Origin of the sequence: Rhizobium sp. NFR12, from assembly GCF_900108545.1 — a bacterium.
Taxonomy (GTDB): domain Bacteria; phylum Pseudomonadota; class Alphaproteobacteria; order Rhizobiales; family Rhizobiaceae; genus Neorhizobium; species Neorhizobium soli.
Map to the genome: position 1 here is coordinate 977,459 of NZ_FNWM01000001.1, position 24,580 is coordinate 1,002,038.

22 protein-coding genes are annotated in these 24,580 nt (G+C 61.9%); 13 read left to right on the top strand and 9 right to left on the bottom strand.

Annotated elements, in window-relative coordinates; genetic code table 11:
- Positions 1-6 precede the first annotated feature (6 nt).
- Positions 7-1,341 carry a D-alanyl-D-alanine carboxypeptidase gene (locus BLW69_RS04740; protein WP_092660251.1) on the top strand — a complete coding sequence of 445 codons (1,335 nt, stop codon included), beginning with the start codon at positions 7-9 and terminating at the stop codon, positions 1,339-1,341.
- Positions 1,342-1,345: 4 nt separating this feature from the next.
- Here BLW69_RS04740 and BLW69_RS04745 read toward each other — a convergent pair whose 3' ends face one another.
- The 4 genes from BLW69_RS04745 to mqo all read right to left on the bottom strand — a co-directional run bounded on the left by BLW69_RS04745 (position 1,346) and on the right by mqo (position 5,134).
- Complete coding sequence (locus tag BLW69_RS04745) at positions 1,346-1,882, bottom strand: SH3 domain-containing protein (RefSeq protein WP_062455533.1); 537 nt, start codon at positions 1,880-1,882, stop codon at positions 1,346-1,348.
- A gap of 157 nt (positions 1,883-2,039) precedes the next feature.
- Positions 2,040-2,510 carry a GFA family protein gene (locus tag BLW69_RS04750; protein WP_092660253.1) on the bottom strand — a complete coding sequence of 157 codons (471 nt, stop codon included), beginning with the start codon at positions 2,508-2,510 and terminating at the stop codon, positions 2,040-2,042.
- A 50-nt stretch (positions 2,511-2,560) separates the two neighbouring features.
- Positions 2,561-3,268 (bottom strand): glutathione S-transferase N-terminal domain-containing protein, encoded by a 708-nt coding sequence (locus BLW69_RS04755; RefSeq protein WP_092660255.1) that lies wholly within the window; start codon positions 3,266-3,268, stop codon positions 2,561-2,563.
- Positions 3,269-3,427: 159 nt separating this feature from the next.
- Positions 3,428-5,134: a malate dehydrogenase (quinone) gene (mqo, locus tag BLW69_RS04760; protein WP_092660257.1), complete on the bottom strand. Its 1,707-nt coding sequence runs from the start codon at positions 5,132-5,134 to the stop codon at positions 3,428-3,430.
- Between the two features lie 213 nt (positions 5,135-5,347).
- Between mqo and BLW69_RS04765 the strand changes: the two genes are divergently transcribed.
- The 6 genes from BLW69_RS04765 to map all read left to right on the top strand — a co-directional run bounded on the left by BLW69_RS04765 (position 5,348) and on the right by map (position 10,842).
- Positions 5,348-6,373 carry an ABC transporter substrate-binding protein gene (locus tag BLW69_RS04765; RefSeq protein WP_092660259.1) on the top strand — a complete coding sequence of 342 codons (1,026 nt, stop codon included), beginning with the start codon at positions 5,348-5,350 and terminating at the stop codon, positions 6,371-6,373.
- Positions 6,374-6,444: 71 nt separating this feature from the next.
- Complete coding sequence (locus BLW69_RS04770; RefSeq protein WP_175487249.1) at positions 6,445-7,446, top strand: FecCD family ABC transporter permease; 1,002 nt, start codon at positions 6,445-6,447, stop codon at positions 7,444-7,446.
- On the top strand, positions 7,443-8,204 hold the full coding sequence (locus BLW69_RS04775) for an ABC transporter ATP-binding protein (RefSeq protein ID WP_092660261.1): 762 nt from the start codon (positions 7,443-7,445) through the stop codon (positions 8,202-8,204). Before BLW69_RS04770 ends, BLW69_RS04775 begins: the two co-directional genes overlap by 4 nt.
- Positions 8,205-8,295: 91 nt before the next feature.
- The gene (locus tag BLW69_RS04780) at positions 8,296-8,760 is read left to right on the top strand and encodes an SRPBCC family protein (RefSeq protein WP_062582828.1); all 465 of its coding nucleotides are present in this window, start codon (positions 8,296-8,298) and stop codon (positions 8,758-8,760) included.
- A 221-nt stretch (positions 8,761-8,981) separates the two neighbouring features.
- Positions 8,982-10,025, top strand: a complete 1,044-nt coding sequence (locus BLW69_RS04785) for an LLM class flavin-dependent oxidoreductase (RefSeq protein WP_092660263.1) — start codon at positions 8,982-8,984, stop codon at positions 10,023-10,025.
- A gap of 58 nt (positions 10,026-10,083) precedes the next feature.
- Positions 10,084-10,842, top strand: a complete 759-nt coding sequence (map, locus tag BLW69_RS04790; RefSeq protein WP_092660265.1) for a type I methionyl aminopeptidase — start codon at positions 10,084-10,086, stop codon at positions 10,840-10,842.
- 53 nt (positions 10,843-10,895) lie between these two features.
- Here map and BLW69_RS04795 read toward each other — a convergent pair whose 3' ends face one another.
- Entirely contained in the window at positions 10,896-11,111 is a 216-nt protein-coding gene (locus BLW69_RS04795; protein WP_062455558.1) for a hypothetical protein, read from the bottom strand.
- Positions 11,112-11,417: 306 nt separating this feature from the next.
- Here BLW69_RS04795 and BLW69_RS04800 point away from each other — a divergent pair, with 306 nt between their 5' ends.
- Positions 11,418-12,605 (top strand): YbfB/YjiJ family MFS transporter, encoded by a 1,188-nt coding sequence (locus BLW69_RS04800; protein WP_092660267.1) that lies wholly within the window; start codon positions 11,418-11,420, stop codon positions 12,603-12,605.
- A 129-nt stretch (positions 12,606-12,734) separates the two neighbouring features.
- Positions 12,735-14,009 (top strand): peptide antibiotic transporter SbmA, encoded by a 1,275-nt coding sequence (gene sbmA / locus BLW69_RS04805; protein ID WP_092660269.1) that lies wholly within the window; start codon positions 12,735-12,737, stop codon positions 14,007-14,009.
- A gap of 357 nt (positions 14,010-14,366) precedes the next feature.
- Here the strand turns inward: sbmA and BLW69_RS04810 are convergent, their stop codons facing one another.
- Together BLW69_RS04810 and BLW69_RS04815 are read right to left on the bottom strand one after the other, a co-directional pair.
- Positions 14,367-14,732, bottom strand: coding sequence for a VanZ family protein (locus BLW69_RS04810; RefSeq protein WP_092660271.1), 366 nt, complete (start codon positions 14,730-14,732; stop codon positions 14,367-14,369).
- A 75-nt stretch (positions 14,733-14,807) separates the two neighbouring features.
- Positions 14,808-15,794 (bottom strand): polysaccharide deacetylase family protein, encoded by a 987-nt coding sequence (locus tag BLW69_RS04815; RefSeq protein WP_092660273.1) that lies wholly within the window; start codon positions 15,792-15,794, stop codon positions 14,808-14,810.
- A gap of 215 nt (positions 15,795-16,009) precedes the next feature.
- Between BLW69_RS04815 and BLW69_RS04820 the strand changes: the two genes are divergently transcribed.
- Positions 16,010-16,681 (top strand): tetratricopeptide repeat protein, encoded by a 672-nt coding sequence (locus BLW69_RS04820; RefSeq protein ID WP_062455572.1) that lies wholly within the window; start codon positions 16,010-16,012, stop codon positions 16,679-16,681.
- 30 nt (positions 16,682-16,711) lie between these two features.
- A complete protein-coding gene (gene der / locus BLW69_RS04825) occupies positions 16,712-18,142 on the top strand; it encodes a ribosome biogenesis GTPase Der (protein WP_062455575.1) in 1,431 nt (476 codons plus the stop codon).
- Positions 18,143-18,503: 361 nt separating this feature from the next.
- Here der and BLW69_RS04830 read toward each other — a convergent pair whose 3' ends face one another.
- The gene (locus BLW69_RS04830; RefSeq protein WP_082476315.1) at positions 18,504-19,538 is read right to left on the bottom strand and encodes a glycosyltransferase family 4 protein; all 1,035 of its coding nucleotides are present in this window, start codon (positions 19,536-19,538) and stop codon (positions 18,504-18,506) included.
- A 191-nt stretch (positions 19,539-19,729) separates the two neighbouring features.
- On the opposite strand from BLW69_RS04830, the gene BLW69_RS04835 reads away from it, so the two are divergent.
- Positions 19,730-21,775, top strand: a complete 2,046-nt coding sequence (locus BLW69_RS04835) for an acyltransferase family protein (RefSeq protein ID WP_092660275.1) — start codon at positions 19,730-19,732, stop codon at positions 21,773-21,775.
- Here the strand turns inward: BLW69_RS04835 and BLW69_RS04840 are convergent.
- Positions 21,736-22,647 (bottom strand): sugar kinase, encoded by a 912-nt coding sequence (locus tag BLW69_RS04840; protein ID WP_092660277.1) that lies wholly within the window; start codon positions 22,645-22,647, stop codon positions 21,736-21,738. The genes BLW69_RS04835 and BLW69_RS04840 overlap by 40 nt on opposite strands.
- A gap of 156 nt (positions 22,648-22,803) precedes the next feature.
- Between BLW69_RS04840 and BLW69_RS04845 the strand changes: the two genes are divergently transcribed.
- Positions 22,804-24,465, top strand: coding sequence for a beta-galactosidase BglA (locus BLW69_RS04845; protein ID WP_092660279.1), 1,662 nt, complete (start codon positions 22,804-22,806; stop codon positions 24,463-24,465).
- Positions 24,466-24,580: the final 115 nt, after the last annotated feature.

The window sequence follows — 24,580 nt, forward strand, 5'->3', positions numbered from 1 at the left end:
TGAAGAATGGTTCGGCTGCTGCGTGTTCTGTCGTTTTTTCTGGTGTCATGCTTGGCGGTCGCTGCCGGCCGGACCGAGGCGCAGGCAGGTTACGCGCATTTCATCTATGATGTGAGCGCGGGCAAGATTCTTGCGTCCGAAAATGGCGACGTGCTCAATCACCCCGCGTCGCTCACAAAGATGATGACGCTTTATCTCACCTTCGAGGCGATCAAGAGCGGCCGGATAACCTGGGACGAGCAGATCGTCATGACGCCGAACGCGGCGTCGAAGATCCCGTTCAAGCTGGGGCTGAAGCCCGGCGAGACGCTGTCCGTGCGCGAGGCGGTGCTTGCCACCGGCATTCGATCCGCCAACGACTCGGCGGCGGCGCTCGGCGATCGTCTTGGCGGTTCGGAAGAACGGTTCGCGACGATGATGACGGCGAAAGCCCGGGCGCTCGGCATGTCGAAGACGGTGTTCCGCAATGCGTCGGGCCTGCCGGATCCGGCCCAGATCACCACCGCCCGCGACATGGCGATCCTGGCTTTGTCGCTGATCCGCGACTATCCGAGCGAGTACCAGCTGTTTTCGATGCGGTCGTTCGTGTTCCGCGGCCGGACCATCCGCGGCCACAACAATCTCATGTACCGCTATCCCGGCATGGACGGGATCAAGACCGGTTTCGTGAACGCGTCCGGCTACAATCTGGCAAGCGCCGTTGTCGTCAACGGCAAGCGCTATATTGGCGTGGTGATGGGCGGCAAGTCCGCCCGCAAGCGCGACGACCAGATGGCGGCGCTGCTCGATCAGTATACCAACCCGATGCGGCCGGCAGGCGGTGCGCTTGTGGCAACGGCGGAGCCGCAAAAGCGTCCCGGCGTCCAGCCTGGGGGCCAGGCGGGAGCTCCGGCGGCGGGCCAGGTCCTCTCCTATGCCGAACAGCCGCGCCGTCAGATTTCGCCCGGCATGGCATCGTCGAGCCAGAGGACTGTCGCTGCCAGTGCCGGCGGCAGAACCCAGTCGCGCACCGGTATCGAACCGCCGGTTCCCTTGCCTTCCGCGCGGGTCGCCGATGCGTCGAGCGCTGCGTCGCAGGTGGATGCCGCGTCGAACGCCGCAGGCTGGAGCATCCAGGTTGCCGCCGCCGGCAGCCGCAGGGCAGCCACCGCGATGCTGGAGCGGGCACTGCCGGTTCTCGCAGGCGGGTTCGGCCCGGCGGCACCAAGCGTCGAGGGTTACAAGGACGGCGCCCGCGAGTATTTTCGCGCACGGTTTGTTGGATTTGCCAGCCGGGAGGTTGCCGCCAGCGCCTGCGCCTCGCTGCAGGCGAAGTCGATGACCTGTTTCGTGGTGCGCTGAGGCCTTACTCGATCGTTTCGCCGGGATAGACGCCCCACAGATCCGCCTGTCTGACGAAGCCGGCAAGCCGCCGGTTCTGCAATTGCGCGCGGCACCAGCGGCCGTCGCACCTGACGATATCGAGTTTCACCTCGGCTTGCAGTTGCGCCACCGGCCGCCCGTCGGATGCGGGCGCGATGCGCAACGGCACCGTCTCCTTGATCCAGGGGCCGACCACGGCGGTGCGGTTGCCGGAGAGAAGCGCTGCAAACATCCAGCCGCTCGCGCCCTGCTGGTCGCGCACGCGCCGCCAGTTTCCGTATTCCTCGATGATCTCAAGCGGCAGGCCGCGGGCGGAATAGACATAGGATGTCGGGTGATCCAGCGAGGGTCCGACGCGCATATGCGCCGTTCGTGATTTCAGCGACACAAAGCGGGGGATCGGAAACCCGGTCGAGCGGCCTTTCTTCCAGCCGTCGTTGAACGCGGCTTGCGCCTGCGGCACGCTGCCCCCTGTTTCGACCGGTGCCAGGATGGCGATCAGGACCAGGAGAGCGGGCAAGGCTCTTCTGGCGCGCGTTCCGATTTTTCCGTTTGTTTTCATCAACCCGCCATCGTTGCTGCAGCCAGCTAAGGCCGGCTGCGGCATTCAAGTCGGTCGTGGTTAGCAGGGCGTTAATCAACGTCACCAACGGGAACACGATGCACTCACGATGGGGTTATCGGTCGGCGCTCTCGGCCTGCGCCCTGTAGTCTCTGACGAGCCCTTCGTAAGCGTCCATCGGCGGAAATTCCGCGAAGCTGTGGGTGGCACCCGTGTTTGCCCAGGGGAATTTCGTGGAAGTGAAGGTTTCGATGAAGGGCGCAAACCAGCTGGCATCGTCGAGCATGGTCGGCCGGATGTTGACGAACCCGTCCATCCCTGTCGCCTTCGTGTAGAGCCAGCTCTTGCAGCGCGAGCAGTGGTAGTGATGGACGTCGTCGCCATGCATGCCGCCGATGACAGGCTTTCCCGCTGTGACCTCGAAACCATCGGCAGGAATGGCGGCCGAGCAGGAGAAGGCGCTGGCGCTCATCTTCCGGCACCCCTTGCAGTGGCAGGCCATCGTGACCAGCGGCGCTGCGCTGATCCGGAAGCGGATTTCGCCGCAGCGGCAGGACCCAACGATCGGCAGTTTCGGCATCGGCATGGTGATCTCCTCAGGTGATCCCGAGGAGATAGCGCATCATGCTGACAATGTCAGGCGGGGCGTTTCGGGATATCCAGTCCGCGCTGCACGGCGGGACGGGCTAGGCCGCGTTCCAGCCATTTCGGCACATGGACAAGCTCTTCATAGCCGACGAGGTCGCCAGCACCGTAAAAGCCGATCAGGTTGCGAACCCATCCGAGCATGGAAATGTCGGCGATCGTGTATTCGTCGCCCATCACCCAGTCGCGACCGGCGAGCCGGGTTTCCAGCACGCGGATCAGCCGGGCGCTCTCCTTGGCGTAGCGGTCACGCGGGCGCTTGTCTTCGAAATCCTTGCCGGCGAATTTGTGGAAGAATCCGAGCTGGCCGAACATCGGACCGAGCCCGCCCATCTGGAACATCACCCATTGGATCGCCTCGTAACGGCCGGCCGGGTCGGCGGGCAGAAACTGTCCCGTCTTTTCGGCAAGATAGATCAGGATCGCACCCGATTCGAACAGCGCCAGAGGCTTGCCGCCGGGACCATCCGGATCGAGGATTGCCGGGATCTTGCCGTTCGGGTTGAGCGACAGGTACTCCGGCTCCCAGGTCTCGTTCGCGCCGATATTGATGAAATGCGGCTCGTAAGCCAGGCCCGTCTCCTCCAGCATGATCGAAACCTTCACGCCATTCGGCGTGGGCGTCGAATAGAGCTGAAGGACTTGAGGGTTTTGGGCGGGCCAGCGGGTGGTGATCGGATAAGCGGAAAGATCGGCCATGGGGGATCCTCGGGTTGAACTATCCAGAACACCCTAGTTCGGTGACTGTCCGTGGAAAAGAGGAAACGTTTCCGTGGCTGTCAGCCCGAATTGCACCACAAAAAAGCCGGGCGTCCTTGCGGACACCCGGCTCCATTCATTCCGTCCAGGCCGCCGCGATTACAAAGCGATGTCCGGGACTTTCTTGACGTCGCCAGCGGGAGTTACCGTTGCGCTGGCGGCGGCTGCTGCGTTGACCGCCGGGGAGGCGATGGCCAGCTGCAGACGGGCTTCCGTGGCGGCCCATGCCTTGGCAAGCATGTCCGGGTTCTCGTTCAGCTTCTGGCCGTAGCTCGGAACGATCGTGTGGACGCGTTCCTGCCATTCCGGTGTCTTCAGCTTTTCGGCGAACACCTTCTTCAGAACGTCGAGCATGATCGGGGCTGCGGTCGAGGCGCCAGGCGAAGCGCCGAGAAGGGCTGCGATCGAGCCGTCCTTGGCTGCGACGATCTCGGTGCCGAGCTTCAGCACGCCGCCCTTGACGGGATCGCGCTTGATGATCTGCACGCGCTGGCCGGCCTGCCACAGGCGCCAGTCCTCGGCCTTGGCATTGGGGAAGTAGACCTTGAGCGCTTCGAAGCGGTCTTCGTCGGACATGATCAGCTGGCCGGCGAGATACTGGACGAGCGCGAACTCGTCGGTGCCGACCTTGACCATCGGCCAGATGTTGTCGAGCGTGACCGACGCCGGCAGATCGAACAGCGAGCCTTCCTTCAGGTACTTCGTCGAGAAGGTGGCGAAGGGGCCGAACAGGATGTGGCGCTTGCCTTCGAGCACGCGCGTGTCGAGATGCGGCACCGACATCGGCGGAGCGCCGGTCTCGGCCTGGCCATAGGCCTTGGCAAGGTGGCGTTCGACGATCTCAGGCTTGTCGCAGACGAGGAACGAGCCACCGACCGGGAAGCCGGCATAGTCGTCGCCTTCCGGAATGCCGGACATCTGCAGAAGCGGCAATGCGCCGCCGCCGGCACCGATAAAGACGAATTTCGCCCGGACCGTTTCGGATGCGCCGGTGTCACGGTTGGAATAGCTGACCGTCCAGGTGCCGTCGTCGTTCTTCTGCATGTCGTCGACTTCCGACGAGGTGCGCAGGGTGAACGTCTGCTGGGCCTTCAGGTGCGCCACGTACTGGCGGGTGATTTCGCCCCACTCGACGTCGGTGCCGAGCGGGCTCCAGGTGACGGCGAGCTTCTGGTTCGCGTCACGGCCTTCCATCATCAGCGGAACCCATTCGGCGATCTTGGAGTGATCGTTGGAGAATTCCATGCCGGAGAAGAGCGGGCTCGCCTTCAGCGCTTCGAAGCGCTTGGCCAGGAACGCGGTGTTGTCTTCGCCCCAGACAAAGCTCATGTGCGGCGTCGAGTTGATGAACGAGCGCGGATCCTTCAGAACGCCGACATCCACCTGGTGGGCGAGGAACTGACGGGTGACCTGGAACGCTTCGTTGATTTCGATTGCGCGGTTGATCTGGACATTGCCGTTGCTGTCCATCGGCGAATAATTGAGTTCGGCGAGCGCCGAGTGGCCGGTGCCGGCGTTGTTCCAGCCGTTGGAGCTTTCCATCGCGACCTTGTCGAGGCGCTCGATCATTTCGATCGTCCAGGTCGGCTCGAGCTGCGAGATGAGAACGCCGAGCGTGGCGCTCATGATGCCGCCGCCGACGAGGAGAACGTCGACCGTCTTTTCGGGAGAGGTGGTTTGCGCCCAGCTCGGAAGCGTCGTTGCGCCAAGTGCAGCAGCGCCGCCCGCAGCGGAGCCGAGAAGCTGGCGACGGCTGACCGCCATGCCGCTTGTGGAGGACGAAATGTTATTGTTCTTGGAAGGCATCGCCACCTCGGAATTGTTGGTGTTTCGCTCCTCCCGCGGCGGTCTCTAAGGGATTTATCATAGACCGACAAGCCCCCGTTGCGGCATTTTGTCGGTAGGACAGCGTGACGCGGCGGCTGTTCTTCAAAAGATGATTGAATTCATCTTGTTTTGATCCGGCGGCGTGGATATAGGGCGCGTGCGCCCATCGTCCTTCAATAGGGAACCACTCTCGTGACAGCGATTAAGTCTCTTCTGGCCGTCTCCGGCCTCTGCGCCGCTCTTGGTCTCGCGACTGCCGATCTTGCCGAGGCGGCAACCCAGTACCCGCTGACGATCGACAATTGTGGCGCTTCCGTCACGTTCCAGAAGGCTCCGGAACGGGCCGTCGGACTTGGCCAGAACAGCGCGGAAATCCTGCTGATGCTCGGGCTCGAGGACAGGATGGTCGGAACCGCTTTCTGGCCGAGCAAGGTTCTGCCGCAACTGGAAGAAGCCAATGCCAAGGTGAAGCTGCTGACTGTCGAATTCCCGACATTCGAGAGCATTCTGGCGCAGAACCCGGATTTTGCCGCCGCCGCGCTGCCGAGCCTGATCGGCCCGACCAGCAAGGTTGCCAAGCGCGAGGATTTCGAGAAAGTCGGCGTCCCCACCTATATCTCGCCCAGCACCTGCCTTTCCACCGAAAAGGTGAAGAACGAATACGGCAGCCGCGACCAGCTTTGGAATATGGACCTGCTCTATAAGGAGATCGCCGAGCTTTCGCAGATCTTCGACGTTTCCGAGCGTGGCGAAGCGGTCATCGCCGATTTCAAGACGCGTGAGGCAGCCCTTCGTTCGAGCGTTGCCAAGGACGGCAAGACACTCTCCTACCTGTTCTGGTTCTCCAGCCAGTCGCCGACCGCCGATGCCTATCTCGGCGGCAAGAACGCGGCCTCCGGCTTTATCGCCGATCTCTTGGGCGGCAAGAATGCCGTGACGGCGGAAGCCGAATGGCCGACGCTTGGATGGGAAAGCATCATCGCTGCCAATCCCGATGTGATCGTGGTCGCCAATCTCGACCGCAACCGTTGGGAGCTGGACAAGCCGGACGCCAAGATCAAGTTCCTGACCACCGATCCGGCCGTCAGCCAGATCGCGGCCGTCAAGAACAAGGCGATGGTGGTGATGGACGGTCAGGCGATGAACCCGACGATCCGCACGATCTACGGCGCCGAACAGGTGGCCTCGCAGCTCAAGGCGCTTGGTCTCCTGAAGTGAGCGAAACGCAGCGACCGATCCCGCAGCAAAGCCGGCATACGGGCCGGCAGAACGGGCGGCAGCTTGCCGTCCTGTTCGGCCTGCTGCTGGCGTCGCTCGCCGCCATCGGTCTCGTGGTCGGAGTGAGCGTCGGGATCGGCGACCTGCCGATCCCGCTTTCGACGACCTATGCCGCGATCACCAACCGGCTGGGCTGGACGGCGATCGCGCTCAACCGCATCCACGAGACGGTCATCTGGGACTATCGCCTCAGCAGGGCGCTGGTCGCATCCTTCTGCGGTGCGGGTCTCGCGCTGTCTGGCGCCATCATGCAGTCGCTGCTGCGCAATCCCTTGGCCGAGCCCTATGTGCTCGGCATTTCCGCCGGTGCCTCCACCGGGGCGGTGGCAATCGTCATTCTCGGGCTTGGCGCGGGCACGGTGTCGCTTTCGGCCGGTGCGTTTGCCGGCGCGTTCGCGGCGTTCTTTTTCGTGGCGCTTTTGTCGAACGGCGCCCGGGGTGGGGCGGACCGCACCATTCTTGCGGGCGTTGCGGCGTCGCAGCTGTTTAACGCGGCAACCTCCTATATCGTCACCACATCCGGCAACGCGCAGCAGGCGCGCGATGTGATGTTCTGGCTGCTCGGCAGTTTCGGCGGCGTGCGCTGGCCGGAATTCATGCTGGTGTCTGTCGTCGTCGGCGTGTGCCTGATCGTCTGCCTGTTCTATGCGCGGGTGCTCGACGCGTTTGCCTTCGGAGACGAGGCGGCCGCCTCGCTTGGCGTCAATGTCGGGCGGGCCCGCATCGTGCTGTTTGCGCTGACGGCGATCATGACGGCGACGATCGTCTCGATGGTTGGAACGATCGGCTTTGTCGGTCTCGTCGTGCCGCATGCGGCGAGGTTCATCGTCGGGCCTTTGCATATCCGGCTGCTGCCGGCCTGTGCCATCGTCGGGGCGATCTTCATGGTGCTGGCGGATATCGCCTCGCGGGCGCTGATCCCGCAGCAGGTTCTGCCGATCGGCGTCGTGACGGCTTTGGTCGGGGTGCCGTTCTTCTCCGTCATTCTCTACCGGTTCCAGAAGTCGTCATGAGCATCGAAGCGGAAAATCTCAGCTGGAAGATCGGCCGCAAGACCATTCTCGACGGCGTGTCCTTCGCGGCTGAACCGGGCAAGATGGTCGGGCTTCTCGGGCCGAACGGATCGGGCAAGACCTCGCTGCTGCGCCTGATCGCCGGACTGAAGACGCCGCATGCGGGCAAAGTGACGCTCGATGGCCGCGATATCGGCACGATCGGCCGACGCGCGATCGCCCAACGGGTGGCGTTCGTGGAGCAGCATGCGACGACCAATTCCAGCCTGCGGGTCATCGACGTGGTCAAGCTCGGGCGGTTTCCGCACCGGTCGATGTTTTCGGGCTGGTCGACGGCCGACGACGAGGCGGTGACAGAGGCGTTGGAACGCTCCGGCATGGTGGAAAAGCGAAACGACCGCTGGCAGAGCCTGTCGGGCGGCGAGAGACAGCGCGTGCATATCGCCAGGGCGCTCGCGCAATCGCCGAAGGAACTGATCCTCGACGAGCCGACCAACCATCTCGATGTCCAGCACCAGATCAGCCTCATGCGGCTGGTCGCCGGTCTGCCGGTGACAAGCGTGATCGCGCTGCACGATCTCAACCACGCCGCGATGTTCTGCGACAGCCTGATCATCCTGCAGCAGGGCAGGATCGTCGCGTCAGGGACACCGGAGGAGATCATCACGCAGGAACTTCTGCGGGATGTGTTTTCGGTCGATGCGCGCGTGGAAACCTCGTCGCATCACGGGCGGCCGCATATCCACTATCTGCGATAGATCCGAAAACCTCGTATTCGCGCTTCCCTTGCGACGCATTCGTTGTAGGCTCATGTCCTCAGCACGTTGAACACGCACGGGAGAGAGACGGATGACACACGCCGCTTACGCATTGCAGATCGTCCGCGAGTTCGATGTGCCTGCCGAGAAACTCTACAAGGTCTGGACGACGCCGGAACGGTTCGGCGAGTGGTTCTGCCCGCTGCCCTGGAAAGTGACGCAGGCGCGCGCCGACCTTCGCCCCGGCGGAGAGAGTTTTGTGCTGATGCAGGGGCCGGAAGGCGAAACGGTGCCGAATGCCGGAGTCTATCTGGAAGTGGTGCCGAACAGGAAGCTCGTGTTTACCGACGCCTATACGGCCGGATGGGTGCCCTCGGCCAAGCCGTTCATGACCGGCATCATCGCGTTCGAGGATATCGGCGGCGGACGCTCCCGCTACACGGCAACTGCCGTCCACTGGGCCGAGGAAGACATGATCGCCCACCGGGACATGGGGTTCGAGCAAGGCTGGGGCGTGGTTGCGGACCAGATGGCAGAGATTGCCAAGACGATGTAGATTTTCTCGATTCCTTTCAGGCTGTTGGGCCCTATCGCTCGTGTCCTTAATCCGCAAAGGGTGCGGCTGACGATGTGAATCCGGTTTAGGATCCAAGTGTCTGAAACCAGATTCCTTTTGCCTATCCATTCGATCGAACGAACCGTTCGAGAAAATCCGGTTTGCGGGATGTCTGTCCGGTGACTATGTGACTGGCATCAGCAACCGGATATCTTCTTACGATGGAACTCGGCGTTTACACTTTCGGCGATCTCGACCCGACCCTGCTCAACAAGGGTGGGGAGGCGGCACGGCGGGTGACGAACCTTCTCGAAGAGATCGAGCTTGCCGACCAGGTGGGGCTCGACGTGTTCGGGCTCGGCGAACATCACCGGGCCGACTATGTGATATCGTCGCCGGCGACGGTACTTGCGGCGGCGGCCGTGCGCACCAAAAACATCAGGCTGACGAGTGCGGTGACGGTTCTGTCTTCGGAAGATCCGGTGCGGGTGTTTCAGGAGTTTGCGACCGTCGACCTGATCTCCGGCGGCCGGGCCGAGATCATGGCCGGGCGCGGCTCGTTCATCGAATCCTTCCCGCTGTTCGGCTACGACCTTGGCGATTACGACGACCTGTTTTCGGAAAAGCTCGATCTGCTGCTCGCGCTGCGCGACAACGAGATCGTGACCTGGCAGGGCGAGAAGCGTGCGCCGATCAATGGCCGTGGCGTCTATCCGCGGCCGTTGCAGAACCAGATGCCAGTGTGGATCGCGGTCGGCGGTACGCCGCAGTCTGTGGCGCGGGCAGGGGCCATGGGCCTGCCGCTGGCGGTCGCCATCATCGGCGGGGAATATCCGCGCTTTGCGCCGTTCTTCAAGCTTTACCGCGAGGCGGCGACGCGGGCCGGGCACGATGCCGCCGCGCTGCCAACCAGCATCGCTGTCCATGGGTTCATCGCCGATACGACCGATATCGCTGCCCAGCAGTTCTACGGGCCGCAGGCTTCTGTGATGGACCGGATCGGTCGCGAGCGCGGCTGGGGGCCGACCAACCGGGCGCATTTCGACCAGGCTCGCGGTCCGATCGGCAATCTCTTTGTCGGCGAGCCGGAGCTGGTGGCGGAAAAGATCATCGCTGCCCACACGGTGTTCGGCATGAGCCGTTTCATGCTGCAGATGGCAATCGGCCTGATGCCGCATGATCAGATCATGCGCGGCATCGAACTCTACGGCACGAAAGTGGCGCCGATCGTCAGAAAAGAGATCGGGAGCCCAAAAAGCATTTGACGGGCCGGGTCGTTGGCGCGAAACCGGCGACCTTACAGAGAGTGGACGTGCGGGACGGATGATCATTTCGAACGAAGACGAGCTTGCAAAGCTCAAGGAGATCGGCAGGCTCTGCGCCCGTGCGGTGGATCTGATGGGCAAGGCGCTCGAGCCCGGGATCACCACCCGCGAACTGGATGCGATCGGACGCAAGCTTCTGGAAGACAGTGGCGCGCAGTCGGCACCCGAGCATGACTACCAGTTTCCCGGCGCGACCTGCATTTCCGTCAACGAGGAAGTGGCGCACGGCATTCCCGGCGACCGGGCGATTGCGGCTGGCGATCTCGTCAATATCGACGTTTCGGCGCTGAAGGATGGTTTTTACGGCGATACCGGCGCGTCATTCTGCGTGCCGCCGGTCAAGCGCGAGGTCGAGAAACTGTGCCGCGACGGCAAGCGGGCGCTGTGGACCGGGTTGCAGCAGGTGAAGACGGGAAAGCCGATTGCCGGCATCGGCAACGCGATCGGGGCGTTTGCCAAGAAGAACCGCTATACGCTGATCACCAATCTTTCGAGCCACGGCATCGGCCGCTCGCTGCACGAGGAGCCGGGTGAAGTGCCGACATGGCCGGATCCGCAGGAAAGCCGTATCATGGAGGAGGGGCTGGTGTTTACCATCGAGCCGTTCCTGTCTCTCGGCGGCGAATGGGCCGAAGAGGGCGATGACAAGAGCGATCCGTGGACGCTCTACAGTGAACCCAAGGCGCCGACCGTGCAGTTCGAACACACGATCGTGGTGACGCGCAACGGGCCGCTGATCCTGACGCTGGCAGACTAGGCTATCCTAGCTCTGTCAGCAGACCGGCCGAAGAGTCGGCCGGGTCGATCCGATCAGCTTTTCTTGTGTTTGCTGCAGACGATATCCAGCCTGCGATAGAAAGCGTCGGCGCGCTCCTGATTGAGCTTGTCCATCATCAGGCTGGTCTGGCGACGGGCAGCGCTTTCGAGCAACTGGGCAAACGCCGCGTTGCCGATCTGGTCGGCCTCGCGCAGCTGCGAGATCAAAGGGTCGGACATCACGTCCGAACGGGTAAGATCCTGGTTCATCAATATAAACTCCATCATCCCTACAAAATCGATCCGAACACCTGAAACGGCATTCGAAGGGTACGATGCGTAGATTTCCTAAAATGAACGCCGGCCAGGACATCCGAATCACCGGAGCCCCTGTCGACCTTCATATAATGCCCGTCATTCGTGTCAGCAAAGCGACAGAAGTCGTGATTTGTGGTGTCGGGAATGGGATTGCAGGTGACCCGAATTTGCGGCTGCCCGACCACCCATCAGCGCTCGTCATCGCAGCGATGACAATTTCTGCATTGTGCAGCGCAACCGCCGCTGGGATAAGGCGGCATGTTGCAGATCTCTACGCCTCAGGTTCGAACCCCCCTTATGATCGGCGTGTCCGGCGGCGTTGCGATGGCGGCGGCGATGGGGTTCGGGCGGTTCTTCTATACACCGGTGCTGCCGGGGATGATTGCGGGCATTCCGATCTCGGCTGCCGACGCGGGCACGATTGCAGCCGGTAACTTTGCGGGTTATCTGGCCGGTGCCGTGCTTTCGGCCTATGCCTGGGCGTCAGGTCGCGAGCGGCAGGTGGCGCTCGGAGGATTGCTGGCGACAGCGGTTCTTCTCGCTGCCATGGGTCTTTCGACATCGGTCACGGTGTTTGTGGTGATCCGTTTTCTCGCCGGGCTTGCGAGTGCGTTTTCGATGATCTTCACCTCGGCCGTGGTGCTGCCGCATGCGGCGGGCCGTCCGACTGTCGGCATGCTGCATTACGGTGGCGTGGGCGCCGGCATCGCGCTGTCTTCGGCGCTTGCCTTCATCGTCAACACGGTGGCGGGTGATGCGGCGCACGGGTGGCGGATCAACTGGTTTGCGGGTGCGGCGATCGCGCTCCTTGTCTTCCTCCTCGTGTCGCGCGGATTGCCGCGGCCGGCCGGGGAGACGCGGGCGCCTGCCGAGCCCAGGCTCGTCTGGAACCGTCCGCTTGTGCTGATAACGCTGTCCTATGGCCTGTTCGGCTTCGGTTACGTGATCACAGCCACCTTTCTTGTCGCGATTGCGCGGATGGGCAATGCCGGGTCGGTGGTCGAGTTTCTGGCCTGGTTCGTCACGGGATGTGCGGCGGCGGTTTCGCTGTTTGCCTGGCAGCCCTTCGTCAGGCGGCTGGGGCTCGGGGCCGCCTATTGCGCCGCCATCGCGTTGCTGTGGCTCGGCGTGCTCGGCTCGGTGATACTGCCTGCGGTTCCCGGTGCGCTGTTCGGCGGGTTGCTGCTTGGGGCGACATTCATGGTCGTTACCGCCTACGGGCTGCAGCTCGGCCGCCAGCTTGCGCCGCTAAGTCCGCGCCGCGCCTTTGCCTTCATGACCGCCGCCTTCGGCACAGGGCAGATCGTCGGGCCGCTGGTGGCAGGGTTTATAGCCGAGCGGAGCGGCAGTTTCACCCTGCCGTCGCTGATTGCAGCCGGCGCGCTTGTCGTGTGCGTCGGGCTGGCATTGCCGCTGATCCGGTATGTGCCTCGACGAGACGCCTGAGGGCTGATGCTTACATTTATGTAACAATGGTGGGGAACCATTGCCGCTCCCTTGGAACTGCCTTAGTTTCCGGCCACATCGTCCACCCCGACATCATCCTTGAATCGAACTCAGGAAAGCGCGCGCTCCGTGTTCCACTCCTTCTTTCCCCGACCAAAACTGTTTTTCATCTCTGCATTCATCTGGTCCATGATCATGGTTGTCCTGTGGTATGCGGGTGGTTCGCAACTCGGCGCTAGTCTCGGTTTGACTGAGCCCGAAGGGAACGCTGCGCCAATAGGGATAGGGCTATTCTTGTCTGCGCCATTCCTCTGGTTTTATGTTTACTATGGCATAGCAGTGGCGATTTTTGCAGCTTTTTGGTTCTGGTTCGAACCACATCCCTGGCAAATGTGGTCGATCCTCGGTAGTGCTTTGATCATATTCGCCACCTATTTCTCAGTGCAGGTGAGCGTGGCTCTGAATGCCTGGTACGGGCCCTATTACGACCTTATTCAACAAGCACTGGCCAAGACGGCGCCGGTCACTACCGAGCAACTCTACACCGGGCTTCTTGGGGTTGTCGGAATCTTATTTCTTGCCGTCACGGTTGGCGTGCTCAACCTTTTCTTTGTCAGCCATTACATTTTCCGATGGCGGACTGCGATGAATCAGTTTTATATGGCTAACTGGGAGAAGCTGAGACATATCGAAGGTGCGTCGCAACGTGTACAGGAAGACACGATGCGGTTTTCATCAACCGTTGAAGGTCTTGGTGTCGGTTTCGTTCGCGCTATCATGACACTCATCGCATTCTTGCCTGTGTTGTTTACATTCTCCGAGACGATCACCGAGTTGCCAATCATCGGCGAGGTTCCGCATGCTTTGGTCTGGGCAGCAGTTCTCTGGTCGCTGTTTGGCACCGGTCTCCTCGCTCTCGTCGGCATCAAGCTTCCGGGGCTTGAGTTTCGAAATCAGCGCGTTGAGGCGGCATATCGCAAGGAGCTGGTTTATGGCGAGGACAACGAGGATAGAGCCCAGCCAGCAACTGTGGCCGAGCTCTTTGCGAATGTCAGAAAGAATTATTTCCGACTATATTTTCACTACCTCTATTTCAACGTCGCGCGGATTTTCTACCTGCAGGCCGACAATCTCTACGGCCTCGTCGTCCTCATTCCATCGATTGCAGCAGGCAAGGTCACGCTAGGTCTCTTTACCCAGATCGGAAACGTATTCGAACAGGTAAGGGGTTCCTTCCAGTACTTAATCAACTCGTGGACGACTATCGTCGAGCTGATGTCGATTTATAAGCGTCTCAAAGCTTTCGAGGCCGTAATTTACAATGCCCCGCTGCCGGAGATCGACCGGAACTATCTGGTGCGTGAAGCGGAAGGCGGGGAGATGGCGGCGAACAAGCCGACCTGATCGGCTCGAGGCTTCCAGATATTGGACAGCAGTTTTGGCCGCGCCGGGTGACTAGTCCGGCGCGGTTTCTCGTTCAGGGGAAGGGCAGGCGGCGCAATAAGGGTATTTTGGAGTTCAGGCTTTCCGCCTGCCGGGACCGTTTCTGATGATTTTCGGGATGCCGAAAACCGTCACGGCCATCATCGGAACCGGTTCTTTCGAACCTGTTGGTGATGCCGGTTCGCGAACCCGGTTCCCCACCGATGACGCAAGCATTATCGCCCGGCACGATTGCGTGAGGACGAGCGGTTCTCAGAAAAATGATAATCCGTTGGTTTCAAACGGAGATAACGTGCATTAGCGGATTTTTCGGACGCCTCAGGCGACAGCTTTGCGGCGGAACCGCATCTGGTTCAGCGCCCAGCCGGCAAGGCAGCCGATGGCGGCGCCTGCGGCCTTGACCAGTGCATCATCCATATGGGCATGGCGCGAGGGCGACAGGAGCTGCAGCATCTCGATGCCGCCAGCCCCGATCAAGAGCAGAACTGCGCAAAAAATCCACTGGCGCGGATAGGCGGCGACGAAGAGGAAGGCCATCACGGCGAAGGCCGCCGCCCGGTCGACATCCACGGGCAGGAGGTCGTGCGGCCGCAGGTCGATCGGCGAGATCGTCACGAAGACGATCGCGGCGAGCGCCAGCCAGGCCAGGGTTCTGGCCGGATTTGCGAGAAGGCGGTTTGTCATCAGGGTGTCATACCGAACTATGCTGCATTGCGAAAATCGAATCGTCGCCCGCGGTTAACGGCGTCCAGCAGACGGCTACAGGCCGGACGTTGCCTTGGCCTTGCGACGTTCTGCGATCATGGGGATGGCCTGCTTGTAGCTGACGCAGGCGACATCGTCCCTATTGCAGACTTCCGAGACCAGCCGTTCCATCGCCCGCCAATAGGCACCGCCGTTCATCTCGACGAAGTGAAAGCCGAGCTGAACAGGAATGCGGTCACCGTCGTATTCGCGGTCGAAGGCGGCGCGGAACGCGGAATAGGCGCGGTCCTCGAACGTGGACGACTGGCTGGGATTGTCGATGCCGCCGGAATGGCGGATGAACAGGTTGTAGTCCATGGCGATGATCGGTCGCTGCGACGGGCCTTCGGGAATGAGCGGCAGGCCGAAGCGGATCAGCCCGTCCTCCTCTTCCGGCATCATCGGCCCCTTGGTGACAAGGCTTGCATCATAGGTAAAGCCCGCTTTTTTCTCGGCGACAGTCATGCCGGCACTGGTGGCGAAATAGGGGGCGCGGAAACCATGGATGTCGTTCGCCACGAAATCCTTCCAGCCACCGGGTTCGCTGTCGCCAGCACCGATCGCCGTCCAGGCATTGCCGAGCACGCGCGAGAAGGTCGTCATCTCGGCGCTCCAGTCTGCCGCGGACCAGTCCTTGCCGTCGAAGTGGCCGCAGGTGTGGCTGGAAATGTCGTGGCCTTCCTGATGCGCCTGCCAGATATGGGAAAGCCGTTCGCGCGCTTCGTCTTTCGTCTGGGCAAAGCCGATATTGGAGCGGCCGGGCTTGTGGCCCGGTCCCTGATAGGTCGACCGCTCGGCGCGGGGGATCAGCAGCGTGCAGGACAGGAAGTAGGTGAAGTGGGCGTTGTTGGCCCTCGCAAAATCGCGGCTGCGCTGCCACAGGTGGTTGGGACCGGCGCCATCGAAGGAGACGATCAGCAACTGTTTCGGCCGCTCGTCTGCGCTCAGCGCCGGGGAGGCGAGGCAGAGGCAAAGGGCGATGGAGGAAAAGAGCAAACGCATGGCAACCCGGTACTGTGTCCAAAGGGGAGAATCGAGGCGAATTTCCCTGCGCCCGGATTAAGGCGAAGCTTTGAATTGGGATATGATAGAAGGGACCAAGGCTCCTTGCATCAACAAGCTTGTTTGAGAATTGCGTGAGGGGCCTTACATCCTTAGCAAAATAAGCTATTAGGCGCTCTTTAGATGGATGGGGCCCCAGCAAGGCCGGAGTGATCATGGCGCAGAACGACGACAGCTTTTTCCGTGAGGTCAACGAAGAACTTCGTTCCGACCAGTTGCAGTATGTGTGGAAGCGCTACAGCCGTATCCTGATCGGCGTTGCCGTTCTCGTCGTCCTCGGCACGGCCGGCTGGCGCGGGTACGAATACTGGGAAAACCACGGTTCGTCGCAGTCGGGTGACCGGTTCATCGCGGCGCTTGATCTTGCCTCGAAGGGCAAGAACGACGAAGCGCTGGCGGCACTCTCCGCGATCGAAAAGGATGGCTCCGGCGCCTATCCGGTTCTCGCCAAGATGCGTGCAGGCTCGGTTCAGGCCGCCAAGGGCGATACCGGGGCAGCCATCTCCACCTTTACAGCGATCGGCGGCGACACTTCAGCGCCGGCCGCAATCCGCGATCTCGCAAAACTGCGCGCCGCATGGCTGCTGATTGACGCCGGCACCTACGATCAGGTGTCTGCACAGGCGCAGGCCATGGCCAACCAGGGCCAGACGCTTGCCAATTCCGCCCGCGAAGCATTGGGTCTTGCCGCCTACAAGGCCGGCAACATGGCGGAAGCCAAGACCTGGTTCCAGCGGATCGCCGAGGATGCCAGTGCGCCGCGCAACGTTGCCAACCGCGCCCAGATCATGCTCGACAACATCGCCGCATCCGGCAAGGCGCCCTGATTTTTCGCCACAGGGCAGCAAGGAACGACTATGAGCTTCACCGTCGCCATCGTAGGACGCCCGAATGTCGGCAAGTCCACGCTCTTCAACCGGCTGGTCGGCAAGAAGCTCGCGCTCGTCGACGATACGCCGGGCGTTACCCGTGACCGCCGCCCGGGCGATGCCAAGCTGATCGACCTCCGGTTCATCATCATCGATACGGCCGGTCTCGAAGAGGTCGGTCCCGATACGCTCGAGGGCCGCATGCGGGCCCAGACCGAGCTCGCCATCGAGGATGCCGACCTGACGCTGTTCGTGGTCGATGCGAAATTCGGTCTGACACCGCTCGACAAGACGTTCGGCGAACTGTTGCGCCGCAGCGGCAAGCCGGTCGTGCTGGTGGCCAACAAATCCGAAGCCAAGGGTTCCGACGGCGGCTTCTACGATGCCTATACGCTGGGTCTCGGCGAGCCGGTGCCGATTTCTGCCGAACACGGCCAGGGCATGATCGATCTGCGCGACGCGATCGTCGAGGCGATCGGCGAAGACCGGGCGTTTCCGGAAGGCGACGACGACGAGGCCGAGACGGATATCGACGTGCGCGACAGCGTGCTGGGCGAAGAGGCCGACGACGAGTTCGAGCCTGCCTATGACGATACGAAGCCGCTGCGGGTAGCCATTATCGGCCGTCCGAATGCCGGCAAGTCGACGCTGATCAATCGCTTTCTGGGTGAAGACAGGCTGCTGACCGGCCCGGAAGCGGGCATTACCCGCGACAGCATTTCCGTCGACTGGGAGTGGCGCGGCCGCACGATCAAGATGTTCGACACGGCCGGCATGCGCAAAAAGGCCCGCGTCCAGGAGAAGCTCGAAAAGCTGTCCGTCGCCGACGCGCTGCGGTCGATCCGCTTTGCCGAGACGGTCGTGATCGTTTTCGATGCGACCATTCCGTTTGAAAAGCAGGACCTGCAGCTGGTCGATCTGGTGCTGCGCGAAGGACGCGCCGCCGTGCTCGCCTTCAACAAGTGGGACCTCGTCGAAGAACCGCAGGCGGTGCTGGCCGAGCTGCGCGAAAAGACCGAGCGGCTGCTGCCGCAGGCGCGCGGTATCCGCGCCGTGCCGATTTCCGGCCAGACCGGTTATTCGCTCGACAAGCTGATGCAGAGCATCATCGACACCGACATGGTGTGGAACAAGCGCATCTCGACGGCCAAGCTCAATCGCTGGCTGGAAGGCACGCAGGTTCAGCATCCGCCACCGGCCGTTTCGGGCCGTCGCCTGAAGCTCAAATACATGACGCAGGTCAAGGCCCGCCCGCCGGCCTTCATGATTTCCTGCACGCGTCCCGATGCCCTGCCGGAAAGCTACATCCGCTATCTGACCAACGGCCTGCGCGCCGATTTCCAGATCCCGGGCGTGCCGATTCGCATTCACTTCAAGGCGGGCGAGAACCCGTTCGAAAACCGCCGCAAGAAGCGATAAACCTGCTCGATGATCGCGTTTAGTGCAGAACGTCGATCATCAGCAGCACGAGCGGTTTCGCCAAATGGTTGAAATATAAGCCGGAACGTGGGCTGAACGCAGCGACCGCTCAGGCGTTTCGCGCTCTGCTTGCATTCGGTTCGTCTTTATGATCCACTCCTTCTTGTCGACCCGGTGCTGTGGAGGGCGTTGGGCGGCCTTTTGGGAGGTTTTTCATGATCGTACTCGGTCTGCTGACTGCCGTGGGTCTTGGTGCTGGTGGTATCGGCTATTTCATCTGGCGCGGATAGGCATCAGCGGGACGTGCCGGTTCGACATGCAGGCTAGCGCATAGAACTCCGGCCACAGCATCAATATCCGGTTATCGCGCAGTCAGCGCCTTGACGCCCTGTACCTTGAGCACGTTGCCGAGAAACTGTTTCGAGGCGGCTTCCCAGGTGTAGCGGCGGGCAAGGCGACTTGCGTCCTCGCGCCGACACGTCAGTGCTTCCAGGCAGGCAAGCCGCAGGTCTTCGTTGAGGGCGCCGGCGCCTGAGCCCTGTTCGATGATGTCGATCGGACCCATGACCGGATAGGCCGCGACCGGGACGCCGCTTGCCAGCGCCTCGAGAATGGTGTTGCCGAACGTATCGGTTCTGGACGGGAAGACGAACACGTCGGCCTGGGCGTAGGCGCGTGCCAGGTCTTCTCCCGTTTTCATTCCCGTGAAAAGCACATGTGGGTAGCGCCGTTGAAGGTCGGCGCGGGCGGGGCCGTCGCCGATCACCACCTTGGAGCCCGGCAGATCGAGATCGAGAAAGGCGGGCAGGTTTTTCTCCACGGCGACTCGGCCGACCGTCATGAAGATCGGGCGCGGCAGGTCGAAGGGCTTGGCCTCGAGTGCCACCGGGTGAAACACCGTCTGATCGATTCCGCGGCTCCAGCGCAGAAGATTTTTCACGCCGAGCTTGTGCAGTTCCCGCTCAAGGCTCGCGGTTGCCACCATGCAGCCGTTGCCGGCATTGTGGAACCAGCGGACGAAGCCGTTGAGCAGCCGGATCGGCACCGGAAAGCGGGCGGCCACATATTCCGGAAAACGCGTGTGATAACTGGTGGAGAACGGCATGCCGTTCTTCAGGCACCAGCGGCGGGCCGCAAGTCCGAGCGGGCCTTCCGTGGCGATATGCACGGCGGATGGCTGGGTTCCTTCGATGGTCGCGGCGACGCTGCGGAAGCTTGCGACCGAAAGGCGGATTTCCGGATAGGTCGGGCAGGGGATGCTTGAGAAATCCAGCGGCGTCACCATCGAGACATTGATGCCCATGCATGCCAGTTCGCGGTTGGTATTTTCGATCGAACGTACGACGCCATTGACCTGTGGATACCAGGCGTCGGTTACAATGGTAATCCTTGTCATGGTTTGACCCGGCCCCGTTGCCATGCCGGAACCGACTCGCGGCTGCCGACCATGTTTTCCGTTCCTTCATCGGAAAATATTGTAACAGGGCGATGAAGACGCGCTCTCAACGTTTGATTGTCGAAGCCGAACGCTGCTCGCAGCACCCCTCAGCAATGGACTTCCGCGGCCGGGATTGGTAGAGCCCCGGCATGCAGTACAGACCAGAAATCGATGGGCTGCGCGCGATCGCCGTCGTTCCCGTCATCCTCTTCCATACCGGTCTCGGATTGATGCCGGGTGGCTTTGTCGGCGTCGACGTGTTCTTCGTCATTAGCGGCTACCTGATCACCGCGATCATTCTCAACGACCTGGCGAGAGACCGTTTCAGCATCGTCAATTTCTACGAGCGGCGGGTGCGGCGCATCGCGCCGGCGCTGCTTGTGGTGTGCATTGCCTGTCTGCCCTTTGCGGCTCTGTGGATGCTGCCATCGGAACTGGACGATTTCGGCAAGGACCTGTTCCACTCGCTGCTGATGGTTTCCAACTTCGAGCTCTGGGACAATACGGGATATTTTTCGCCCAGTACCGAACTGAAGCCGCTGCTGCATACGTGGTCGCTATCGGTGGAAGAGCAGTTCTATCTGGTGTTTCCGGTGCTTCTGTGGATGGTGCGCAAGCAGACGCGGCAGGTGATCTTCCGCATCGTGGCGGTATTGGCGCTGATCAGCCTGTTTCTGGCATGGCCGGTTTCAAGGGTCGATCCGGTCGCGAATTTCTATCTCCCCTTTACCCGTTTCTGGGAACTTGCCGCAGGCGCGCTTTTGGCGATCGGCGGCATACCGACCCGTTACTCTGAGCGGACCCGATCGGCCCTGGGCCTTGCTGGCCTTCTCCTGATCATCGGCAGTTGCCTGTTCCTGACATCCGAGCTGAAATGGCCGGGACCGGTGACGCTGGCGCCGGTCGTCGGCACGCTTCTGGTGATCGCCTTTGCCGGTCCGGGCAATCTTGCCGGACGGCTGCTTTCGCTTCGGCCGCTGGTGGCGATCGGGCTGATCAGCTACAGCCTCTATCTCTGGCATCAGCCGGTGTTCGCCTTTGCCCGTCTGCGCTCGATGGACATGCTGCCGGGCTGGTCCTACGGGCTGCTGGTGGCGCTCGTGTTTGCGCTGGCAATCGCAAGCTATTTTCTGGTGGAACAGCCGTTCCGGAAGCCGCAGGTCGGCCGTCGCTTGGTGTTTTCCCTCAGCGGGTCCTTGGCGGCGGTGCTGGTGGTGCTCGGCATCGTGACCACCAACGCGCAGGGCTTTCCGGGCCGCGATCCTGTGCTCACAGCCATGGGGGAGCCGAGCCTCGGCATCGGCAAGATCTGCAACGGCGAAGTTCGGCCGGATGTCTGCACGATCGGTCAGGGCCCGGAAATGGCGGTCTGGGGCGATTCGCTGGCGATGCATCTGGTCGACGGGCTGGCGGCGTCCATGCACGATACGCCGTCCGATCAGGGCGAGGGACTGGTGCAGCTTCACAAGAACAGCTGCGCGTTTCCAACCGGCATCGCGCCCATTCCGCTCAACGATTCCGCGTCATGGCCGCTCGACTGCATTCGTCACAACGAGGCGGTAAAGGCCTATCTTGCAAAGACGCCCTCGCTGCGCACCGTCGTGCTCGGATCGCAGTACCTGACCTATCTCAGATCAGATCGCCGGGTGATGACGGCGCAAGGCCAGGCGATGCGGACGGATTACGGCCGGATGCTTGCCGAGGTCGAGGCGACTGCCGACTGGCTGCGCTCGATCGGTCTGCGGCCGGTGTTCATGGCGCCGCCGCCGCGCGATGGTCGCGATATCGGCCGCTGTGTCGTGCGAAGCGCCATGCTGGATGTTGCAGACACGCCCTGCATGATGGAGCGGGACGAACAGCGCGCCCATGATGCCCTCGTGGAGCGGCTGATGGCGGACGTTTCGAAGCGGTTCCCGGTCGTGTCGCTCGAAGATTATCTCTGCGACGAAAAAAGCTGCCGGGTTGTGGATGACGGCGTTTCGCTGTTCCTCGACGACGAGCATTTTTCGCATCTGGGGTCGATCCATCTCGGTAAGACGCTCGATCTCTACGACGCGCTGACGGATGCCGCGCAACACGGTTGCGAGGCTGGCGTGAAGGTGGGCGAGCCGAAAGGGATCTGCCAGCTCAAGCCGACACATCCGGTCGCGGTGGTTCAGCCGGGCAGAAGCTCCGGACTGATCAGCGCGCCGTGATGGCCGATGACGGTGGCGGCGACTGCGGCGCCGTAGGCTGCGGCTTCGTGCGGTGTGGCGGCGCTTAAGTACTTCGACAGGAAGCCGGCGTTGAAACTGTCGCCGGCGCTGGTCGTGTCGACCACCTTGCTGGTGGTGACGGCCGGTGCATGACCGGTCACGCCCGACAGGCTGAAGGTTGCGCCTTCTGCGCCGTTCTTGACCACGACATCCGTGACGCCGAGACCATGGTAGCGGGCGATCGTATCGGCCACCGTGGCATCGCCGAAATAAGTCGCTTCATCGTCGAAGCTTGGGAGAACGATGGTGGCGGCTCTTGCGCCATCCTCGATCGTCTTCAGCATGATGTCCCGGCTCACCCACAGGCGCGGGCGAAGGTTCGGATCGAAGGCGACCGTCTTGCCGGCGGCCTTGGCGCGGCGCAGTTCCGATAAAAGCGTCTCGACCGCTTCCGGTGCCAGGATGCCGAGCGTGATGCCGGAGAAATAGATGATGTCGGCGGTTTCGATTGCCGAGCGCAGGTGCTCGGCGTCGTCTGCGAGCTTTCGCGCGGCAGCGCTGTCGCGCCAGTAGCTGAAGGTGCGCTCGCCATCCTTGAGGGTGATCAGGTAGAGGCCGGGCGTCTTGCCGGGAATGCGGCGGATGAGGCCGGTGCCGATGCCGGCTTTCTCCATCATCCCAAGCATATCCGACGACATCGGATCGTCGCCGACTGCGGTCAGATAGTCCACCGACCAGTCTTTGGAGAGGCAGGCGCGGGCATACCAGGCCGTGTTGAACGTATCGCCGGCAAAGCCCTTGCGCAGCAGGCCTTCACCCGCCTGCGACAGTTCCACCATGCATTCGCCGATCGAAAGAAGCTTTCCGCCCAATTGTCATCCCTCCCATGGGTTTGACGCTCGAATAAGCTGAAGCGTCCGCCATGACAAGAGCGTGTCGCGCTTCGTTTCCGCGTTGTCTTTTGGTGGCATGGCTCTAGTTTGGGACCAAGGTTGGGATGAGCGATTTTCAAGAAGGAGCATTGTGGAATGGTATTGGAGACCACGAGGGACACCACTCGCAAGGTTGACGGCAACTGGTGGCGCGGTGCGGTGATCTACCAGATCTATCCGCGATCCTTCCAGGACACGACCGGCGACGGACTGGGCGATATCAAGGGGATTACCCAGCGCCTGCCGCATGTAGCTTCGCTCGGCGTCGATGCGATCTGGCTGTCGCCGTTTTTCACCTCGCCGATGGCCGACATGGGCTATGACGTTTCCGATTACTGCAATGTCGACCCGATGTTCGGCACGCTTGCCGATTTCGACGAGATGATGACAGAGGCGCATCGCCTCGGCCTCAAGGTGATCATCGACCAGGTCATTTCGCATACATCCGACCGGCATCCGTGGTTTATCGAAAGCCGCTCCAGCCGCACCAATCCCAAGGCCGACTGGTATGTCTGGGCCGACCCCAAGCCCGACGGCACGGCGCCGACCAACTGGCTGTCGATCTTCGGCGGTCCGGGCTGGGAATGGGACGGTGTCCGCAAGCAGTACTACATGCACAACTTCCTGATCTCGCAGCCGGACCTGAATTTCCACAATCCCGATGTGCAGGACGCGATGCTGGATACGGTGCGCTTCTGGCTCGACCGTGGCGTCGACGGCTTCAGGCTCGATACCGTGAACTACTATTTCCACGACAAGCAACTGCGCAGCAATCCGCCGATGGTCTACGACACCGACGGCGCCGGCATGGAGACGGATACCAATCCGTATTCGATGCAGAACCATCTCTACGACAAGACGCAGCCGGAAAATATCGGCTTTCTGAAGCGGTTGCGGGCGCTGCTCGACAGCTACGACAACCGCGCTTCGGTCGGCGAAGTGGGCGACGGGCCGCGTTCGCTGAACACGCTGGCGCTCTATACGACCGGCGACGACAAGCTGCATATGTGCTACACGTTCGACCTGCTGGGCCCTGCGTTTTCTGCCGCCTATATCCGCAAGGTGATGCAGACCGTGCTTGATACGGTGGTGAACGGCTGGGTGTGCTGGGCGTTTTCCAACCACGACGTGGTTCGTCATGTTACCCGCTTTACCGAGGATCCGTCCGAGCAGGACCGCGTCGCCAAATTGTCTGCAACGTTGATTTCGGTGCTGCGCGGTTCGATCTGCCTCTACCAGGGCGAGGAGCTGGGCCTGAGCGAAGCGGAACTGACCTACGAGGATCTGCGCGACCCCTACGGCATCCGCTTCTGGCCGGCCTTCAAGGGCCGCGACGGATGCCGCACGCCGATGGTGTGGGAAGCGGGCAAGGCCCATGCGGGCTTCAGCGAGGGCGCCAAGACCTGGCTGCCCATTCCGGCCGATCACGCCAGCCGTTCGGTGGATGCGCAGGAGGCAATGCCGGATTCGGTGCTGCAGCACTACCGCGAAACCTTCGCCTTCCGCAAAAACCACCATGCGCTGATCGACGGCGACATGACGTTTATCGAGACCAACCAGGACCTGCTCGCCTTCGTCCGCGAAAAGGGCGGTGAGAAGCTGCTGTTCGTGTTCAACCTGACCCGCGAGGCGCAAAACTTCGTGCTGCCCAAGCGGATGGGCGACGTGATGCCGGTCGATCTTCCGGGGTTTGTGTCGAAGCTGGAAGCGGGTGCCGTAAAGCTCGATGCGCTGGATGTGTTCTGCGCGCGGGTGTGATCGGGAAGGTGTGAGTGGGATGGGAGGGGGAGGCAATCTTCCCCTCTTTCCTGTGATTGCCACAGGAATTTTGCCGACGCGTCGGTAGGGCGACGACGGTTCTTTCAGCCCAAGG

What these genes read in the sequence shown, in the direction of transcription:
- BLW69_RS04740 (WP_092660251.1), top strand. Translation starts at nt 7, where the DNA reads ATGGTTCGGCTGCTGCGTGTTCTGTCGTTTTTTCTGGTGTCATGCTTG.
- BLW69_RS04750 (WP_092660253.1), bottom strand. Translation starts at nt 2,510, where the DNA reads ATGCCGATGCCGAAACTGCCGATCGTTGGGTCCTGCCGCTGCGGCGAA.
- BLW69_RS04755 (WP_092660255.1), bottom strand. Translation starts at nt 3,268, where the DNA reads ATGGCCGATCTTTCCGCTTATCCGATCACCACCCGCTGGCCCGCCCAA.
- mqo (WP_092660257.1), bottom strand. Translation starts at nt 5,134, where the DNA reads ATGCCTTCCAAGAACAATAACATTTCGTCCTCCACAAGCGGCATGGCG.
- BLW69_RS04775 (WP_092660261.1), top strand. Translation starts at nt 7,443, where the DNA reads ATGAGCATCGAAGCGGAAAATCTCAGCTGGAAGATCGGCCGCAAGACC.
- BLW69_RS04780 (WP_062582828.1), top strand. Translation starts at nt 8,296, where the DNA reads ATGACACACGCCGCTTACGCATTGCAGATCGTCCGCGAGTTCGATGTG.
- BLW69_RS04785 (WP_092660263.1), top strand. Translation starts at nt 8,982, where the DNA reads ATGGAACTCGGCGTTTACACTTTCGGCGATCTCGACCCGACCCTGCTC.
- map (WP_092660265.1), top strand. Translation starts at nt 10,084, where the DNA reads ATGATCATTTCGAACGAAGACGAGCTTGCAAAGCTCAAGGAGATCGGC.
- BLW69_RS04795 (WP_062455558.1), bottom strand. Translation starts at nt 11,111, where the DNA reads ATGAACCAGGATCTTACCCGTTCGGACGTGATGTCCGACCCTTTGATC.
- BLW69_RS04800 (WP_092660267.1), top strand. Translation starts at nt 11,418, where the DNA reads ATGTTGCAGATCTCTACGCCTCAGGTTCGAACCCCCCTTATGATCGGC.
- BLW69_RS04810 (WP_092660271.1), bottom strand. Translation starts at nt 14,732, where the DNA reads ATGACAAACCGCCTTCTCGCAAATCCGGCCAGAACCCTGGCCTGGCTG.
- BLW69_RS04815 (WP_092660273.1), bottom strand. Translation starts at nt 15,794, where the DNA reads ATGCGTTTGCTCTTTTCCTCCATCGCCCTTTGCCTCTGCCTCGCCTCC.
- BLW69_RS04820 (WP_062455572.1), top strand. Translation starts at nt 16,010, where the DNA reads ATGGCGCAGAACGACGACAGCTTTTTCCGTGAGGTCAACGAAGAACTT.
- der (WP_062455575.1), top strand. Translation starts at nt 16,712, where the DNA reads ATGAGCTTCACCGTCGCCATCGTAGGACGCCCGAATGTCGGCAAGTCC.
- BLW69_RS04830 (WP_082476315.1), bottom strand. Translation starts at nt 19,538, where the DNA reads ATGACAAGGATTACCATTGTAACCGACGCCTGGTATCCACAGGTCAAT.
- BLW69_RS04835 (WP_092660275.1), top strand. Translation starts at nt 19,730, where the DNA reads ATGCAGTACAGACCAGAAATCGATGGGCTGCGCGCGATCGCCGTCGTT.
- BLW69_RS04845 (WP_092660279.1), top strand. Translation starts at nt 22,804, where the DNA reads ATGGTATTGGAGACCACGAGGGACACCACTCGCAAGGTTGACGGCAAC.